The 16,418-nt window shown below is 34.4% G+C and carries 18 protein-coding genes; 15 read left to right on the top strand and 3 right to left on the bottom strand.

The window, feature by feature from the left end; genetic code table 11:
* Positions 1 to 141: 141 nt before the first annotated feature.
* Positions 142 to 1,170, bottom strand: a complete 1,029-nt coding sequence (gene namA / locus BAU28_RS24265) for an NADPH dehydrogenase NamA (RefSeq protein ID WP_071720345.1) — start codon at positions 1,168 to 1,170, stop codon at positions 142 to 144.
* 133 nt (positions 1,171 to 1,303) lie between these two features.
* Between namA and BAU28_RS24260 the strand changes: the two genes are divergently transcribed.
* The 6 genes from BAU28_RS24260 to BAU28_RS24235 all read left to right on the top strand — a co-directional run bounded on the left by BAU28_RS24260 (position 1,304) and on the right by BAU28_RS24235 (position 6,177).
* On the top strand, positions 1,304 to 1,756 hold the full coding sequence (locus BAU28_RS24260) for a methylated-DNA--[protein]-cysteine S-methyltransferase (protein ID WP_071720343.1): 453 nt from the start codon (positions 1,304 to 1,306) through the stop codon (positions 1,754 to 1,756).
* Positions 1,757 to 1,781: 25 nt separating this feature from the next.
* Positions 1,782 to 2,777 carry a DUF2628 domain-containing protein gene (locus BAU28_RS24255; RefSeq protein ID WP_116500468.1) on the top strand — a complete coding sequence of 332 codons (996 nt, stop codon included), beginning with the start codon at positions 1,782 to 1,784 and terminating at the stop codon, positions 2,775 to 2,777.
* A gap of 76 nt (positions 2,778 to 2,853) precedes the next feature.
* Positions 2,854 to 4,515, top strand: a complete 1,662-nt coding sequence (locus tag BAU28_RS24250; protein ID WP_071720342.1) for a peptide ABC transporter substrate-binding protein — start codon at positions 2,854 to 2,856, stop codon at positions 4,513 to 4,515.
* A gap of 59 nt (positions 4,516 to 4,574) precedes the next feature.
* Positions 4,575 to 4,991 carry a FosBx1 family fosfomycin resistance bacillithiol transferase gene (fosB, locus tag BAU28_RS24245; protein WP_025149946.1) on the top strand — a complete coding sequence of 139 codons (417 nt, stop codon included), beginning with the start codon at positions 4,575 to 4,577 and terminating at the stop codon, positions 4,989 to 4,991.
* A 15-nt stretch (positions 4,992 to 5,006) separates the two neighbouring features.
* The gene (locus BAU28_RS24240; RefSeq protein WP_071720341.1) at positions 5,007 to 5,552 is read left to right on the top strand and encodes a short-chain dehydrogenase; all 546 of its coding nucleotides are present in this window, start codon (positions 5,007 to 5,009) and stop codon (positions 5,550 to 5,552) included.
* A 13-nt stretch (positions 5,553 to 5,565) separates the two neighbouring features.
* Positions 5,566 to 6,177, top strand: a complete 612-nt coding sequence (locus BAU28_RS24235; RefSeq protein ID WP_071720339.1) for a phosphoserine phosphatase 1 — start codon at positions 5,566 to 5,568, stop codon at positions 6,175 to 6,177.
* A gap of 48 nt (positions 6,178 to 6,225) precedes the next feature.
* Here the strand turns inward: BAU28_RS24235 and exsB are convergent, their stop codons facing one another.
* On the bottom strand, positions 6,226 to 6,807 hold the full coding sequence (gene exsB, locus BAU28_RS24230) for an exosporium protein ExsB (RefSeq protein WP_071720336.1): 582 nt from the start codon (positions 6,805 to 6,807) through the stop codon (positions 6,226 to 6,228).
* Positions 6,808 to 6,988: 181 nt separating this feature from the next.
* Here exsB and cotH point away from each other — a divergent pair, with 181 nt between their 5' ends.
* The 8 genes from cotH to BAU28_RS24190 all read left to right on the top strand — a co-directional run bounded on the left by cotH (position 6,989) and on the right by BAU28_RS24190 (position 14,852).
* Positions 6,989 to 8,065, top strand: coding sequence for a spore coat protein CotH (gene cotH, locus BAU28_RS24225; protein ID WP_071720334.1), 1,077 nt, complete (start codon positions 6,989 to 6,991; stop codon positions 8,063 to 8,065).
* Between the two features lie 104 nt (positions 8,066 to 8,169).
* Positions 8,170 to 8,787, top strand: coding sequence for an NUDIX hydrolase N-terminal domain-containing protein (locus tag BAU28_RS24220; RefSeq protein WP_071720332.1), 618 nt, complete (start codon positions 8,170 to 8,172; stop codon positions 8,785 to 8,787).
* A gap of 263 nt (positions 8,788 to 9,050) precedes the next feature.
* Positions 9,051 to 9,653 carry an undecaprenyl phosphate transporter UptA gene (gene uptA / locus BAU28_RS24215; protein ID WP_025149941.1) on the top strand — a complete coding sequence of 201 codons (603 nt, stop codon included), beginning with the start codon at positions 9,051 to 9,053 and terminating at the stop codon, positions 9,651 to 9,653.
* 97 nt (positions 9,654 to 9,750) lie between these two features.
* Positions 9,751 to 11,130, top strand: a complete 1,380-nt coding sequence (locus BAU28_RS24210) for a putative polysaccharide biosynthesis protein (RefSeq protein ID WP_002171530.1) — start codon at positions 9,751 to 9,753, stop codon at positions 11,128 to 11,130.
* Positions 11,131 to 11,316: 186 nt separating this feature from the next.
* Complete coding sequence (locus tag BAU28_RS24205; RefSeq protein WP_002171531.1) at positions 11,317 to 12,258, top strand: magnesium transporter CorA family protein; 942 nt, start codon at positions 11,317 to 11,319, stop codon at positions 12,256 to 12,258.
* A gap of 198 nt (positions 12,259 to 12,456) precedes the next feature.
* Positions 12,457 to 13,353, top strand: coding sequence for a permease (locus BAU28_RS24200; protein WP_025149940.1), 897 nt, complete (start codon positions 12,457 to 12,459; stop codon positions 13,351 to 13,353).
* 3 nt (positions 13,354 to 13,356) lie between these two features.
* A complete protein-coding gene (locus BAU28_RS24195) occupies positions 13,357 to 14,226 on the top strand; it encodes a TIGR03943 family putative permease subunit (protein WP_002171533.1) in 870 nt (289 codons plus the stop codon).
* A gap of 119 nt (positions 14,227 to 14,345) precedes the next feature.
* Positions 14,346 to 14,852, top strand: coding sequence for an acyl-CoA thioesterase (locus tag BAU28_RS24190; RefSeq protein WP_002171534.1), 507 nt, complete (start codon positions 14,346 to 14,348; stop codon positions 14,850 to 14,852).
* Positions 14,853 to 14,985: 133 nt separating this feature from the next.
* Here the strand turns inward: BAU28_RS24190 and BAU28_RS24185 are convergent, their stop codons facing one another.
* The gene (locus BAU28_RS24185) at positions 14,986 to 15,072 is read right to left on the bottom strand and encodes a YjcZ family sporulation protein (RefSeq protein ID WP_000505094.1); all 87 of its coding nucleotides are present in this window, start codon (positions 15,070 to 15,072) and stop codon (positions 14,986 to 14,988) included.
* Between the two features lie 159 nt (positions 15,073 to 15,231).
* On the opposite strand from BAU28_RS24185, the gene cls reads away from it, so the two are divergent.
* The gene (gene cls / locus BAU28_RS24180) at positions 15,232 to 16,416 is read left to right on the top strand and encodes a cardiolipin synthase (protein ID WP_071720330.1); all 1,185 of its coding nucleotides are present in this window, start codon (positions 15,232 to 15,234) and stop codon (positions 16,414 to 16,416) included.
* Positions 16,417 to 16,418: the final 2 nt, after the last annotated feature.

The following is a 16,418-nucleotide window of genomic DNA, read 5'->3' as shown; positions in this document are numbered from 1 at the left end:
GGCAGAAGAGATATCTGCTATTTCTATCCTATTTTTGTACTACAAGTGACCTCATTTACTACAACAACATTTTTAGAATCTTATTAAACTATCGCATGCTTTAGGTTAATAAGAATTTTTTATTTCATTTAATTCTCGGTTTTATTTATTCGTATGGATTTTCCCAGGTGCTCGCTTGTATTGATACGGTTCTTGTAATTCAAAGCCAAGTTCATTGGCGGCTATTCTTGGGAAATACGGATTGCGAAGTAACTCACGTCCGATAAAGATTAAATCTGCTTCGTTATTATTTAAAATTTGCTCCGCTTGTGCCCCAGTCGTAATCAATCCAACTGCACCAGTTGCAATCTTAGTATGTTCTTTAATATGTTTGGCATATTGTACTTGATACCCAGGATAAACATCAATGTGTGCTGGGACAACTGCACCTGAACTACAGTCAATTAAATCAACACCTTGTTCTTGCATCCATTTTGTATACTGAACATAATCTTGAACAGTTAAACCTTCAGGATGATAATCATTAGCAGAAATACGAACAAACAACGGACCAGTCCAAACTTCATTTACTGCATCAATGATTTCACGTAAGAAGCGATAGCGATTTTTTTGTGTACCTCCATATTCATCGGTTCGCTTATTGGAAAGTGGAGAAAGAAATTCATTAATAAGATAACCGTGGGCACCGTGTAATTCAATAATGTCAAAGCCAGCTTCTTTAGATCGTAAAGCAGCTCTTTGAAAAGCTAAAACAGTTTCTTTAATTTGCTGTTTACTCATTTCTACTGGGATTTTCATTCTATCGTTAAACGGAATTGCTGAAGGAGCTAAAGCGTCCGTTTCTAATTCAGCCTTTCTTCCGGCGTGAGCGAGTTGAATGGCAGCTTTTGCACCGTTATCACGGATGAATGTTACGGTTTTGTGTAAACCTTCAACAAGACTATCATCCCAAATACCGAGGTCCTTATTAGAAATACGTCCTTCAGGTACAACTGCCGTTGCCTCAATCATAACGAGGCCGATTTGCCCAGCTGCTCGAGTCCCATAATGAACAAGGTGAAAATTGGTTACCTGTCCATCTTCATTTTCTGATGAATACATACACATAGGTGACATAACAATACGGTTTTTTAGCGTAACACCTTTAATTGTATAAGGTGAAAAAAGCATTGGAATCCCCCTTTGTTTGAATTTTCTTTCATTGTATCATTCTGTTTGTAGTTTCCCTAATGAAACGCTTATACGCAAAATTTTGTTAATTCGTGTTACAATGACAAATATGAAAAGAATTGGAGGATGACGTATGTATCGGGCTTATTATGAAAATGAATTAGGCTTGCTGGAAATTACAGCGAATACGAAAGGAATTACGTCTGTTATATTTGTTGAAGAAAGAAAAGAAGAACTTAAAAATGAAATTGTTGAACAATGTATAGATGAATTAGATGAATACTTTAAAGGTAAAAGAAAAGAGTTTACAGTTCCATTGTCTGCTGAAGGAACAACATTTCAAAAGAGTGTATGGGATGCACTTTATACTGTTCCATATGGCGTAAGTGCTTCATATTTAGATATTGCGGAGAAGGTTGGGAATACGAAAGCTGTACGAGCGATAGGAGGAGCAAATAGTCGGAATCCAATTTCTATTATCGTTCCATGTCACCGTGTGATTGGAAAGAGTGGAAAGCTTGTTGGGTATGCGGGTGGTTTATGGAGGAAAGAGTGGTTATTGAAGCATGAAGGCATTATAAAATGAAGTATGGATGGAAAGAGGGATCGTTTTGAAATGTATAAATTGTGGGCGACCTTGTACTAATGATCAGTTAAATTGTGCGAATTGTCAGCGAAACTTGCATAATGAACAAGGTGAAGGAAGCTCGCTAATAGACAGAGAGTTAGAAGTATATGTAGGGAGAAACTATCCACATTATAAAAGAAAATGGGAGCTAGAAAATAAACGAATTGCTAGGTGGAGCTGGAATGGATGGGCAGCTATTTTTAATGTAGGATGGCTTGGTTATCGGAAGTATTATTTACCTGCTGCTTTATTTGTATTGTTATTAGTAGCATGTGATGCATTTTCTTATTATATGGGATTCAATGTAGCGTTGCCATTTATTAATATGGTTCCCCTTACATTTCTATTACTCGTTTTTATTGTATTTGGCATGGGGATTTTTGCGAATGGATTATATTATCAATTTTCAGAAAGGCGTATATATCGTATTAAGGCACGGGGAATTGAAGATGAATCGGTTGAAGAGTATCTTATTCGTGATAGTGGTGGAACAAGTAAAATGGGGGCGACAATCGTTACTATTTTGACCATTGCAACTATTTTTTTCAGTCATTTCTTTTTTCCGACGGATCGAGACATTATACAAAAAGTACGTACAAGCTCGCTTTATGAATACCCGTTCTTTTCGATTGGTGAATCGTTTGAAAGTTATTTCCAAAATTCAGGGTGGGTATATTATCGCGGGTCGGAAGGACTGGAACTAGTAGAATTTCAAGGATACAGCCCAGGGATGCCAAGACAAAAAGTTACGATTCAATTTATTGTTGATTATAAATTGAGTGAAATTGAGCCATACTCACTTACGATTAACGGTGAATCTAAAAGTGAAGAAGAGTTTTTGAAGATGATGGAAGAAATATTTAAGGTTCAAAATCCATTTGACTTAGAGGATGGATTACAAGTAAAAGCAGTGCAAAAAGAAGCGGATGGAAAGCAATTTCTAACTGCTTCTTTTCTGTTTATAAAAATAAATATTTAAAATAATCAGAATCTTTTGTATAATGGTATATATTATACAGGCTTTCATTTATACATATAGATTGGGGGAAGGAAGAATGAAGAGAAAGGTAACAACGATTGCTGCAGTTGCATTATCGACTAGTGTGTTAGTTGCAGGTTGCGGAAATGGGGAGAAGGCATCTACAACGAAGAAAGAAGCAAGTAAGGGAGTAGCAGATAAGCAAGTTTTAAACTTACTGGAAACAGCAGAAATTCCTTCAATGGATACGTCAAAATCAACGGATTCCGTATCTTTCCGCGCCTTTGTAAATGCAATGGAAGGATTGTATCGTTTAGATAAGGATAATAAGCCAACGCCAGGTATGGCAAAAGATGTGAAGATTAGTGAGGATAAAACAACATATACATTTGAATTACGAGATGCAAAGTGGTCTAATGGCGAGCCAGTTCGAGCGCAAGACTTTGTATATGCTTGGCAACGTGCATTAGATAAAGCAACAGCTGCTGAGTATGCATTTATTTTATTTGATGTGAAAAATGCACAGAAAGTAAATAAGGGGGAATTACCTTTAGATCAATTAGGGGTTAAAGCAAAGGATGATAAAACGTTAGTGGTGGAATTAGAACAACCAGCGCCGTATTTCCTTGAACTTACTTCGTTCCCAACATTTTTCCCTTTAAATGAAAAGTATGTAAAGGAACAAGGGGATAAATATGCATTAGAAGCAGATAAACTATTGTACAATGGACCATTTACAATGAGTGAATGGAAACATGAACAAAGTTATCAGTTAAAGAAAAACCCTAATTATTGGGATAAAGATACTGTAAAGTTAGAAGAAATAAATGTAAGTGTTGTAAAGGAAACGAGTACAGGAGTAAATTTATATGATAGTGATCAAGCAGATCGAGTTATTCTAAGTTCTGAATTTGTTGATAAATATAAAAAGAGTAAGCCAGATGAATTTAAAACGAAGCTAGATCCACGTATGTATTTCTTACGCTTTAATCAACAAAATGCAACATTTAAAAATCAAAAAGTTCGTGAAGCAATTGATTTAGCATATGATAAAAAAGGAATTGCAGATGTTATTTTAAATGATGGCTCATTGCCAGCATACTTCTTAGTACCTGAAAAATTTACGACAGGACCAGATGGAAAAGACTTCCGTTCTGTAAACAAAAATTTCCGTGATAATAAAGATAATGCAGCAAAGGCAAAAAAATTATGGGAAGAAGCGAAGAAAGAACTTGGTCAAGATACAATTACAGTAGAATTACTAAATGATGATAACGGTAGTCGTAAAAAAGTAGGAGACTTTATTAAAGAAGAGTTAGAGAAAAACTTACCAGGTATAAAGGTGAATTTGAAACAACAACCTTATAAACAAAAACTAGATTTAGAGAAGAAGTTACAATATGAATTCTCGTTATCTGCATGGGGCCCAGACTATCCAGATCCAATGACGTACATTGATATGTTCGTTACAGGAAGCACATTTAATGAAATGGCTTATTCTAATCCGAAATATGATGATTTAGTAGCGAAATCAAAAGGGGAACTATTAAAGGATGACGCAGCACGCTGGAAAGCACTTGCAGAAGCTGAAAAAATCTTAATTGGTCAAGATGCTGCAATCTCTCCTACGTATCAACAAAGTACAGCTTATTTAGAGAAGCCGTATGTAAAAGGTATTGTTAACCATACGTTCGGTGGGGACTTTAGTTATAAATGGGCATATATTACAAAAAAATAGTATAATAAAAGATGAGCGAATTTTCGCTTATCTTTTATTTGTATAGGGAGGAACCTTACGTGTTGAAAGGAATCAATCATCTATGTTTTTCAGTTTCAAATTTGGAAAAATCTATTATGTTTTATGAGAAAGTATTAGAAGGAGAATTGTTAGTTAAAGGGAGAAAACTTGCGTATTTTAATATATGCGGAGTTTGGGTAGCGCTTAATGAGGAAGTAGATATTCCAAGAAATGAGATTCATCAATCTTATACACATATTTCATTTACTGTTGAACAGGAAGATTTTAATTGTTTGTTAAAGCGATTAGAAGAAAACGAAGTTCATATTTTAAAAGGCCGAGAACGTGATGTGAGAGATTACGAATCTATATATTTTCTTGATCCAGATGGTCATAAATTTGAGTTCCATTCAGGGACGTTACAAGACCGTCTAAATTATTATAGGGAAGCAAAGCCTCATATGATGTTCTACTGAGGGGAGGGAAGGAATTTGCATGCACTTGTAATTGGTGGAACAGGAATGTTAAAGAAGGTTTCTATGTGGCTTTGTAAGCAAGGGTTTCATGTTTCTATTATTGGACGAGATAATGCGAAATTAGAAAATGTTAAGCAAGCATGTAGTGAACGAGAAAAAATTACGAGTCTTTCTTTAGATTATCATAACGAAGAAGATGTAAAGAAATCTATTAAAGAGTCAATTGAACACAATGGCCCAATCACACTAGTTATTGCATGGATACATTCGACTGCTGAACGTGCACTTCCGATAATTTGCGAAGAGATTGAATTGTCGTCTAAGGAATATAGTGTATTTCATATATTAGGTAGTAGTGCATCACGTGCGAAGTTACAAAAAATAGGCGGGGCATTATGCAGTTATTATAGAATTATATTAGGGTTTATTTTAGAAGATACATATGCAAGGTGGCTTACTCATGAAGAGATAGCTGACGGGGTTATAAAAGGAATTGAAGGGAAATACGCGGAATGGGTTGTAGGGAGAGTTAAGCCGTGGGAATTGCGGCCAAAATGGTAAGGGGGAATAGGAAATGAAGACAACGGTATATGTAACAAGACACGGTGAGACGGAATGGAATATAGCAGGGCGGATGCAAGGACGAAAAAACTCAGCATTAACTGAGAATGGTATGATACAAGCGAAACAATTAGGTGATCATATGAAGGATTTACCGCTTCATGCCATCTATAGTAGTCCAAGTGAAAGAACGCTTCATACTGCTGAACTGATTAAAGGAGAACGCAATATACCAATTATTGCAGATGAACATTTCTATGAAATTAATATGGGGGCATGGGAGGGGCAAACAATTAATGACTTGGAAATGCAGTATCCAGAAGAAGTACATTTATTTTGGAATGAGCCACATCTTTTTCAGTCAACATCAGGGGAAAACTTTGCGGCCGTTCATAAGAGGGTAATAGAAGGGCTACATATACTTTTAGAAAAGCATAAAGGTGAGAGTATATTGATTGTCTCTCATGCTGCGGCAGCGAAATTACTTGTAGGGCATTTCGCGGGTATTGAAATTGAAAATGTGTGGGATGATCCATTTATGTATAGCGCGAGTCTCAGTGTGATTGAATTTGATGAAGATCGTGGTAAAGTAAAACAATTTGCAGATGTAAGTCATTTTCAGTGAACGTAAAAAAGGCCGCAACGCGGCCTTTTTTTTGTTGACATAAAAAAACTACCAATTACGTTTTTTATACCAGAAGTGATCGAATTTCTTATGTTTGCAGGAAGGGAACTTATGCCTGCCGTCTTTGCAACCATGCCATTTGTTTCCGTCATGATTACATGAATCATCGCAAGAGCAACCATTACTATGAGGGAAGAATACACTTTTTTTACAAAAACTTCGTTTTGTCCAGAAAAATTTCTTTTCAAAGCGCACACACTTTGTAACAAAAGTACATTTTTTTACACGAGTACGTTTTGTAACTAAAACACATTCTTTTCTACGTGTAACTTTCGTAACGAATGTCCATTTTTGAACGCGTACACGAGTACATTTTGTAACAAATGTCCATTTTTTTACATGAGTACATTTTGTAACGAAAGTACAATGTTTCACGCGAGTACATCTTGTTCTTGGACATTTACGCCCTGTTGTACATTTACGCCCTGTTGTACATTTACATCCTGTTGTACATTTATGATGAGAGAATTTATCATCATCGCATTCAAAAGTACTTGGATCTTGATGCAAGAAATCTTTCATCCCTGCACTTTTGATTTCTTCAACAGCTTTTCTAATATCACGTTTCATAGAAATCCTCCTTATCATGTATTAAATTGAAAAGGTATTCTTTTTCCTTAACATGATATGAATTTAGGCATCTTTCTGAACAGGACAAGAGTGTAATTTTATATAAATAGATGATTGCAGATGTATGGACAAGACAAGGCGCATACATTGAATGAAGAGAACTGGGAAGGGATGAGAAAATATGCTACCTTTATATGATTTTTTTATTCATCCAATGTACTTAGTGGAATTGAAAAAAGATATTTGGTCAGATAGTCCAGTGCCAGCAAAGTTAACATTTGGAAAAAAGAAGTATGATATTGATATCGTTTATCGAGGTGCTCATATTCGCGAGTTTGAGAAAAAGTCTTATCATGTTAAATTTTATAAACCGAAAAAATTTCAAGGGATAAAGGAATTTCATTTAAACTCTGAATTTATGGATCCATCGCTTATTCGTAACAAATTATCACTCGATTTTTTTAATGATATTGGGGTACTTTCACCGAAGTCGCAGCATGTATTTATAAAAATAAATGGCCAAATCCAAGGCGTATATTTACAGTTAGAATCGGTTGATGAAAACTTTTTAAAAAGTAGAGGGTTACCGAATGGTTCTATTTATTATGCAATAGATGATGATGCGAATTTTTCTTTAATGAGCGAGAGAGACAAAGATGTTAAAAGCGAGCTTTTTGCAGGATATGAATTTAAATGTTCGAATGAAAATAGTGAAGAGCAACTGAGTGAATTTGTTTTTCAAGCAAATACACTATCAAGGGAAGAGTATGAAAAAGAAATTGGAAAATACCTTCATGTTGATAAATATTTACGATGGTTAGCTGGAGTGATTTTGACTCAAAACTTTGATGGTTTTGTTCATAACTATGCGTTATATCATAACGATGAGACAAATTTATTTGAAGTCATACCGTGGGATTATGATGCAACTTGGGGGCGGGATGTACAAGGAAGACCACTAAATCATAAATACATTCGTATTCAAGGATATAATACGTTAAGTGCAAGGTTGTTAGATATACCCGTATTTAGAAAACAATATCGAAGTATTTTAGAAGAAATATTAGTAGAACAATTTACAGTTTCGTTTATGAGGCCGAAAGTAGAAGAAATGTGTAAATTGATTCGTCCGTATTTACTACAAGATCCATATATGAAAGAAAAAATAGAAACATTTGACCAAGAGGCTGATATGATTTTTCAATATATAAATAAAAGAAGAAATTATATAGAAGAGCATCTTCATGAATTGGATTAATTTTGAAGGAGATTGGAACATTATCAATCTCTTTTTTTGTATAATAAAGATGTACCAAAAAAGTAACATAGTATTTATTTGATAGAGAATGGAGTTGTGTAGAGATGACGGTTAAATGGATTGATTGGGTAAAACAAATACAGTCGATAGCACAAGCTGGTTTAACGTACTCCAAAGATGTGTATGATATAGAGCGTTTCCAACAATTACGAGACATTTCAATTTCAATGATGTCACATTACACAAAAACAGATTGGGAAGTAGTAGAGAAATTATTTGCAAGTGAGACAGGCTATCAAACTCCTAAAGTTGATATACGAGCGGTAGTGTTTCAAAATGACAAATTATTATTTGTGAAAGAAAAAAGTGATGGGAGTTGGGCATTACCAGGTGGATGGGCTGATGTTGGTTATACTCCAACAGAAGTCGCTACTAAAGAAGTTTTAGAAGAGACAGGCTATGAGGTAGATCATTTTAGGCTACTAGCTATATTCGATAAAGAAAAACATCAACCATCTCTATCAGCTACACATGTATATAAAATTTTTATAGGTTGTGAGATTGTTGGTGGAGAAAAGAAATTAAGCATTGAAACAGAAGATATAGATTTCTTTAGTGAAAACGAAATACCTGATTTATCAAATGCTAGAAATACAGAATGGCAAATTAAAGAAATGTTTGCGTATATGAAAGATAGAAATAAAGAAAGGCTACTGGACTAATAATTAATCGGTCTCGTTTGTTATATTTACGTTGATTATTAGTCGACAAGCCCGTAAATAGAGGGATAGTAAAGTTAATTTTGTATCATGCCAAGGTTATATTGAAAAAAGGTTGTACATATTCTTTTAACAAAAAATAAGAAGGCGTATTCCTCTTCAAAATCTATGATTCAGATGAAGAGGTTCACATGATTATATTGGCAGATGGCAATCTTTATGTGATAATGGAGGGTATGTGAAGAAAAAAGGAGATAGAAAAGAATATGTTAGCGAATATAATAGATCAGTTATTACAATTCTTTGCAAGTCTAGGATACTTCGGGGTAGCACTAGGTTTAATGATTGAAATAATTCCAAGTGAAATTGTTCTTTCGTATGCAGGGTTTTTAGTTGCGCAAGAAAAAATTAGTTTTGTCGGGGCTGTTATCGCGGGAACAATCGGTGGTACTTTAGCACAAATCTTTTTATACTGGCTTGGATATTACGGAGGGCGTCCGGTTGTTGAGAAATATGGAAAATATCTGCTTATTAATAAACATCATTTAGACATAGCAGAAAATTGGTTTAAGCGTTATGGAGCTGGAGTAATATTTTCGGCACGTTTTATCCCAGTTGTACGTCATGCAATATCTATTCCGGCAGGATTAGCAAAGATGCCTTTAAAACTCTTTACACTTTATACAGTAGTAGCGATTATCCCATGGTCAATTCTATTTATATACTTAGGAGAAAAGCTTGGTGGAAATTGGCGTCATATTAAAGAGTATGCATCTGATTATACACATTACATAATTATAGGAGCAGTCCTATTTATAGCTCTTTACTTCGGTTTAAAGTATTTGAAAAAGAGAAAAACAACTCGTTAAAGTCAATGATTTTTCATTGGCTTTTTTTATTTGTTCCAGTTCTAAAAAAAAGAAGTTGTCCATAATGTGTAATAATAAAGCGTAGCGGGGGAATGTGATGAAAGGATCACCGTTTTTACGTGGAACGATATTTTTAACGATGGCAACGATGATATCTAAAATGTTAGGGTTTATATATGTTATACCATTTACAGCAATGGTGGGTACGAGTGGCTACGTATTATACACGTATGCATACCGTCCTTATACAATAATGTTGAGTATTGCAACGATGGGATTACCACTTGCCGTTTCAAAGATGGTTTCAAAGTATGATCAACTCAATGATTATCATACTGTTAAGAGAGTACTAAAGAGTGGTATCGTTTTTATGGTCATTATGGGCGTTATTTCTTGTTTAGCATTATATATGTTAGCACCACATTTAGCTAAACTTGTGATTGATGGAAATGATCAGTCGGGGAATAGTGTGGTAGCTGTCACGCACAATATTCAAATTGTAAGTTTTGCGTTAATACTTGTACCAGTAATGAGTTTATTGAGGGGATTCTTTCAAGGATTCCAATCGATGGGACCGTCGGCACTGAGTGTTGTTGTCGAACAGTTTTTTCGTGTTTTAACGATTTTGATAGGAAGTTTTGTTGTTTTATATGTTTTAAAAGAATCAGTGTCGTTAGCGGTTGGTATTTCGACTTTTGGAGCATTTATGGGTGCAGTAGGTGGATTAATTATTTTGAGTGCTTATTATATGAAAAGGCGAAAATACTTGAAACAAAAGGAGATAGCAAGTATTCCCCAGACAACGAAATCTTTTTTTTCATTATATAAAGAGTTATTTACATATTCCATCCCATTTGTTGTAGTCGGTTTGGCAATTCCGTTGTATCAAACAATTGATACATTTACAATCAATAAACTATTAATACAAGTAGGGTATATGCAAGGAGAAGCAGAAAAGATTAATGCGATAATTGGCCTTGTTCAGATGGTTGTGCTAATCCCAGTTTCTGTTGCGACGGCTTTTAGTATGTCTCTCGTACCAGAGATGACGAAAGCTTATACAGCGGGAAATGAGAAGCTACTGTATAAACACTTTACGAGGACGAATTTATTGGTGGTGGGGATCACGGTACCGGCAGCAATAGGAATGATGGTATTAGCAAAGCCAGTATATACTCTATTATTTGGCGCTGGAAATGATCCGGAGATGGGGAGTATCATTTTGCAATATTATGCCCCTGCTTGTATACTATTTTCACTATTTACGGTAACTGCTGCGATGTTACAAGGAATTAATCAACAACAGAAAACAGTGCTAGGATTAGTAATCGGAATTATTGTAAAGATAGTATTAAATATTGTATTGCTACCTTATTTTGATTTTGTAAGTTTTATCATTTCAACATACGCTGGCTATACGATTTCAGTTGGTTTTAACTTGTGGATGCTTTCTAAATATGTTATAAAGGCAACATAAGCTTTTTTAAAGGCAGAGAACACTCTGTCTTTTTCTATGTTTACAAGATTTTTCTTAAAAAAACGTTTTCAAAATAATTTTTCTATTGAAATTTAATCGTTTGTTTCATATGCTGAAAATGGCGGTTCAAAAACTGTTGTTTAAGTGAGGCAGATTCCTACATGTAAAAAGAATCGGGGTGATAGTATGTTAAATATTTATTTAACAGACCGAAACGGAAAACTACAAGAGATTGAGGAAATGCAAAAGGGTTGCTGGATTAATGTACTTCATCCAACTGAAGAAGAAATTCAGTATCTAGTACAAACTTTAAATGTAGACTTAGATTTCATTAAAGACCCTTTGGATGATGAAGAACGCTCTCGTATTGAAAAGGAAGACAATAATACTTTAATTATCGTGGATATTCCGACAGTTAGACATGATGAAGAAGGAAATTCGATATATGACACGATTCCAATAGGTATGATTGTAATGCCAGATTGTTTTGTTACAATTTGTTTAGAAGAAAATCCAATTTTTGAACGCTTTATTAATCAACGTATTAAGGAGTTTTATACGTTTAAAAAGACGCGATTCGCACTTCAGCTCTTATATACAATTTCTACTTATTATTTAAGATACTTAAAGCAAATTAATCGAAAAACTATCGATTTAGAGCACCAATTAAATCAGTCGATGAAAAATAAAGAAATTTTTACGTTGCTAGGCCTTGAAAAAAGTTTAGTTTACTTTACAACATCATTAAAGGCTAACAAAATTGTTATTCAAAAATTAATGCGTAACAGTACATTTTTAAAAATGTATGAAGATGATCAAGATTTATTAGAAGATGTATTAATTGAAAATAAGCAGGCAATTGAAATGGCAGAAATATATAGTCACATTTTAAGCGGGATGATGAATACATTTAGTTCGGTTATTTCTAACAATTTAAATAGTGTTATGAAACTGTTGACTTCTATTACAATTATTTTATCATTACCAACAATGGTTTCTAGTTTCTTTGGAATGAATGTAAAGGTTCCGTTTGAAGGTGAGGCTCAAGGTTTTGTAATTGTAATAATAATATGTGTAACATTATCTTTCGCTTTAGCATTTGTTTTTTGGAAGAAACGTTACTTTTAACCATAAGAAAGCTGCTCTAGCATAGTTATAAAACTGCGCTAGAACAGCTTTTTTGCTATAAAATCTCGATTTTGGAATAGAATATAACTTGTAAAATGTAATATGTATTAAGGTTTTGAATTCCGTATAAGTCTTGTCCAAATAATAAAATGGGGTTAAAATTACATATTGTTAATGAAAAGTTGGAGGACATACATCATGGAATTGTTTCAATTACCGAAAGCATTCCTGCAAATGAATACAATCTTTATCTCGATATTAATCGAAGCACTTCCGTTTGTGCTAATTGGTGTATTTATTTCAGGATTCATTCAAATGTTTGTGACAGAAGATATGGTGGCAAAGTGGATGCCTAAGAATCGATTTCTGTCTGTTCTATTAGCTACTTTTTTAGGAATGATGTTTCCTGGGTGTGAATGTGGAATTGTTCCGATTGTAAGAAGATTAATTGGAAAAGGTGTTCCGCCATATGCTGGAATTGCATTTATGCTAACTGGACCAATTATTAATCCAGTTGTATTGTTTGCAACATATGTTGCCTTTGGGAGTAGTATGCACATGGTATGGTATCGCTCTATTGTAGCGATTGTCGTAGCAATTATTGTTGGAATTATATTATCATTTATGTTTAAAGAGCATCAATTAAGAGATGACCACTTCCCAGAAGTGAACCATAAGCGTCCATTACGTAAAAAAATGTGGGATGTATGTACACATGCTGTTGAGGAATTTTTCTCAATGGGTAAATATTTAGTGTTAGGAGCGTTAATTGCTGCCGCAGTTCAAACGTTTGTACAAACTTCAACGTTGCTTGCTATTGGGCAAGGTCCGTTTTCTTCATCAGCTGTAATGATGGGACTTGCTTATATATTATCACTTTGTTCAGAGGCAGATGCATTTATTGCTTCTTCGTTCCAAAGTACATTTTCAACAGCGTCACTTGTCGCGTTCCTCGTTTATGGACCGATGGTGGATATTAAAAATATGTTTATGATGCTTGCGACATTTAAAACAAGATTTGTAATTGTTGTGATAGTTACAGTTACACTTGTTGTTTATGCAAGCTCACTACTCATTTATGCGATGGGGTGGTAGGTTATGTTTCGGGTATATATATTACTAGGTTTCACAATTTTAATTGGGCAGCTTCATATTTCCGGTAACATTACGAAATATATAAATATGAAGTATGCTTATTTATCAAAAACTGCAGCTATTATTTTAGGTTTCTTAACGCTTGTACAAATTATTATCGTTTTCCAGAAAGAGCATCAAAAGGAAAAAGAGAAACAAGATTGTAGTTGTGATCATAGTCATTGTGGGCACGATCATTCGAAAGATGAAAATACATGGTGGAAAAAAGCATTTTCGTACACATTGTTCTGTTTCCCGATTATTTCAGGATTATTTTTCCCAATTGCAACATTAGATTCGGACATTGTTAAAGCGAAGGGGTTTCATTTTCCAGTTGCACAAGCGGAAAGTAAAGATCCATTTATGACAAGACAATTCTTAAGACCAGATACGAGTATTTATTACGGAAAAGAAGGATATCGTGGTGTAATGGAAAAAGGGAAGAAAGAGTTTGTTACAAAAGACAATATTGCATTAAAAGATGAGGATTTCCTCAAGGGTATGGAGACAATTTATAATTATCCTGGTGAGTTTACTGGTAAAACTTTATCTTTTAAAGGGTTTGTTTTCCGCGATGACTCTTCAAAAAAAGAACAATATTTCTTATTCCGTTTCGGTATTATACATTGCGTAGCGGATTCTGGTGTATATGGTATGTTAGTAAAAAAACCAGAAGGTGTAGAGTGGAATAATGATGACTGGATTCAGGTAGAAGGAGAAATAACAACTGAATTTTACCAGCCGTTTCATGCGAACATTCCTGTGTTAGAAGTAACGAAATGGAATAAAGTTGAACAGCCGAAAGAACAATATGTATTTAGAGGAGCCGATTGATAAAATCGGTTCTTTTTTATGGACTAAAAGTTCTAAAGATTGTTAATATTAAACATGTAATTCACTTAGTGTAGTAATTATTGAAATATTAGGGATAAATAATTAAAGGGGCGATAACAATGACAGAAGTAAAGGGGAAAACTGCAAATGAATCAAGAGTGTTTAAAACGAGTCGAGTATTTCCAACGGATTTAAATGATCATAATACGCTATTTGGTGGGAAAATATTAGCGGAGATGGATATGGTTGCTTCGATTTCAGCAACGAGACACTCAAGAATGGAATGTGTCACAGCGTCTATGGATTGGGTAGACTTCTTACATCCAGTTCGTTCAACAGATTGTGTAAGTTATGAATCTTTCGTAATTTGGACGGGAAGAACATCTATGGAGATATTTGTTAAAGTGGTAGCGGAAAATTTAATTTCAGGTGAAAAACGTGTAGCGGCAACTTCATTCGTTACTTTTGTTGCACTGAGTAAGGAGAATAATCCAGTTCCTGTACCGCGTGTTATCCCAGAAACAGAAGAGGAGAAAGAATTACATCGAATTGCTGTATTACGTGCAGAACAGCGCCATATTCGTAAGGCAGAGAGTAAGAAAGTAGCTAAACTGCTAACTTTTTGATGATAAATACTTTTTCTTTTCGTTTAATATTTCAATAATAGGCGAAAAAAGTTTTGAAATGAAAAGCGGACACCTAAAAATAGGTGTCCGCTTTTATAGTTTTTTCATCCGCATATCGTCTTACAATAACTGCTTAGCAGAAGCAAGCAGCACCGACGATAATTAAGAGGATAAATAATACAACTAGTAGCGCAAATCCATTACCATGTGCGAAGCCCATTGTTATTTCCTCCTTTTATTTTAAGATACAACATACAATATGCAGATGAGCTCTTGTTTGATATGGACGTATATCATGTAATGACATATTTTTTGTATGATAATGTTTTAAAAAAGGAAAGATATAGGAATAACAGTATGTGGAGAAAGGAATTTATCCATGAAGCACTTTGTCATTGTAATACTTTGTTTTATAGGTGTATTCACTTGGATGAACATCGATGTGGAAATGGGGAAAAAAATGGCTAGTAGTTATGAATTAGAAAAAATTCGATCAGGGGATTTTCAACTATATACGAACGGTGATGAGTTATATAGGAATTTATTTGATGATATAAATCGCGCAGAAAAGTACATATATATTCATTTTTATATTGTAGGTAAAGATGAAGCAAGTCAAGAGTTCTTACGGTTATTAGAGAAAAAAGCATCTAGTGGTGTAGATGTGAAATTGTCAGTAGACCGGATAGGTGGATATAAGCTTAAGAAAAAGATAATTAGTCAATTAAAAGAAAAAGGCGTGAGGTTTACATTCAGTAAAACCCCTAAATTTAAAAATTTATTTTTTTCTTTGCATCAACGTAATCACAGACGCATTGTTACTATAGATGGGAAAGTATCGTACATCGGTGGTTTTAATATCGGCAAGGAGTATCTTGGACAGGATCCTAAATTTGGTCCGTGGCGTGATTATCATGTACGCATCGAAGGGGATGGAGCTGCTGATATGGAACGGAAATTTACGGAAGATTGGCAGGAAGATACGGGAGAAAAGCTCCCTATACATCATGGTTTACCTGTACAAGGAAATGTAAAATATCAATACGTATTTTCGAATGGAAAAGGTTTATGGCAGGAATATGGGGCACTATTAAAGAAGGCGAAACATTCCTTAATAATCGCCACACCATATTTTGTACCGAGTAAAGAAATGATGCAGGGGCTAAAAGATGCATTAAATCGAGGTGTTCGTGTAAAAATTCTCGTCCCGTTTAAGAGTGATGCTGTAATGCTGAAACAAGCAGCTTACCCATATTTAAAAGAAATGCTTATGGCAGGGGCAGAAATCTATCAATATCGAAATGGATTTTTTCACGGGAAAGTAACAATTATTGATGATGAAATTGTTGATGTCGGTACAGCAAACTTTGATAATAGAAGTTTTTATTTAAATACTGAATCTAACTGCTTTATTTATGATAAGAAAGTAGTAGCAGAAGTATGGAGCCGACTTGAGGAAGATTTTCATAAATCTAAAAGATATTCTGAAGCAGATTTTGAGAAAATTAGTAGCTGGGATTGGTTTCTAGCAAGAATAGCGAATGTTATCGCATCATATTTATAGTA

The sequence above is a fragment of the Bacillus paramycoides genome, assembly GCF_001884235.1.
Taxonomy (GTDB): domain Bacteria; phylum Bacillota; class Bacilli; order Bacillales; family Bacillaceae_G; genus Bacillus_A; species Bacillus_A paramycoides.
Note: the sequence above shows the minus strand (reverse complement) of the source record. Positions and strands in the feature narration are given on the sequence as shown.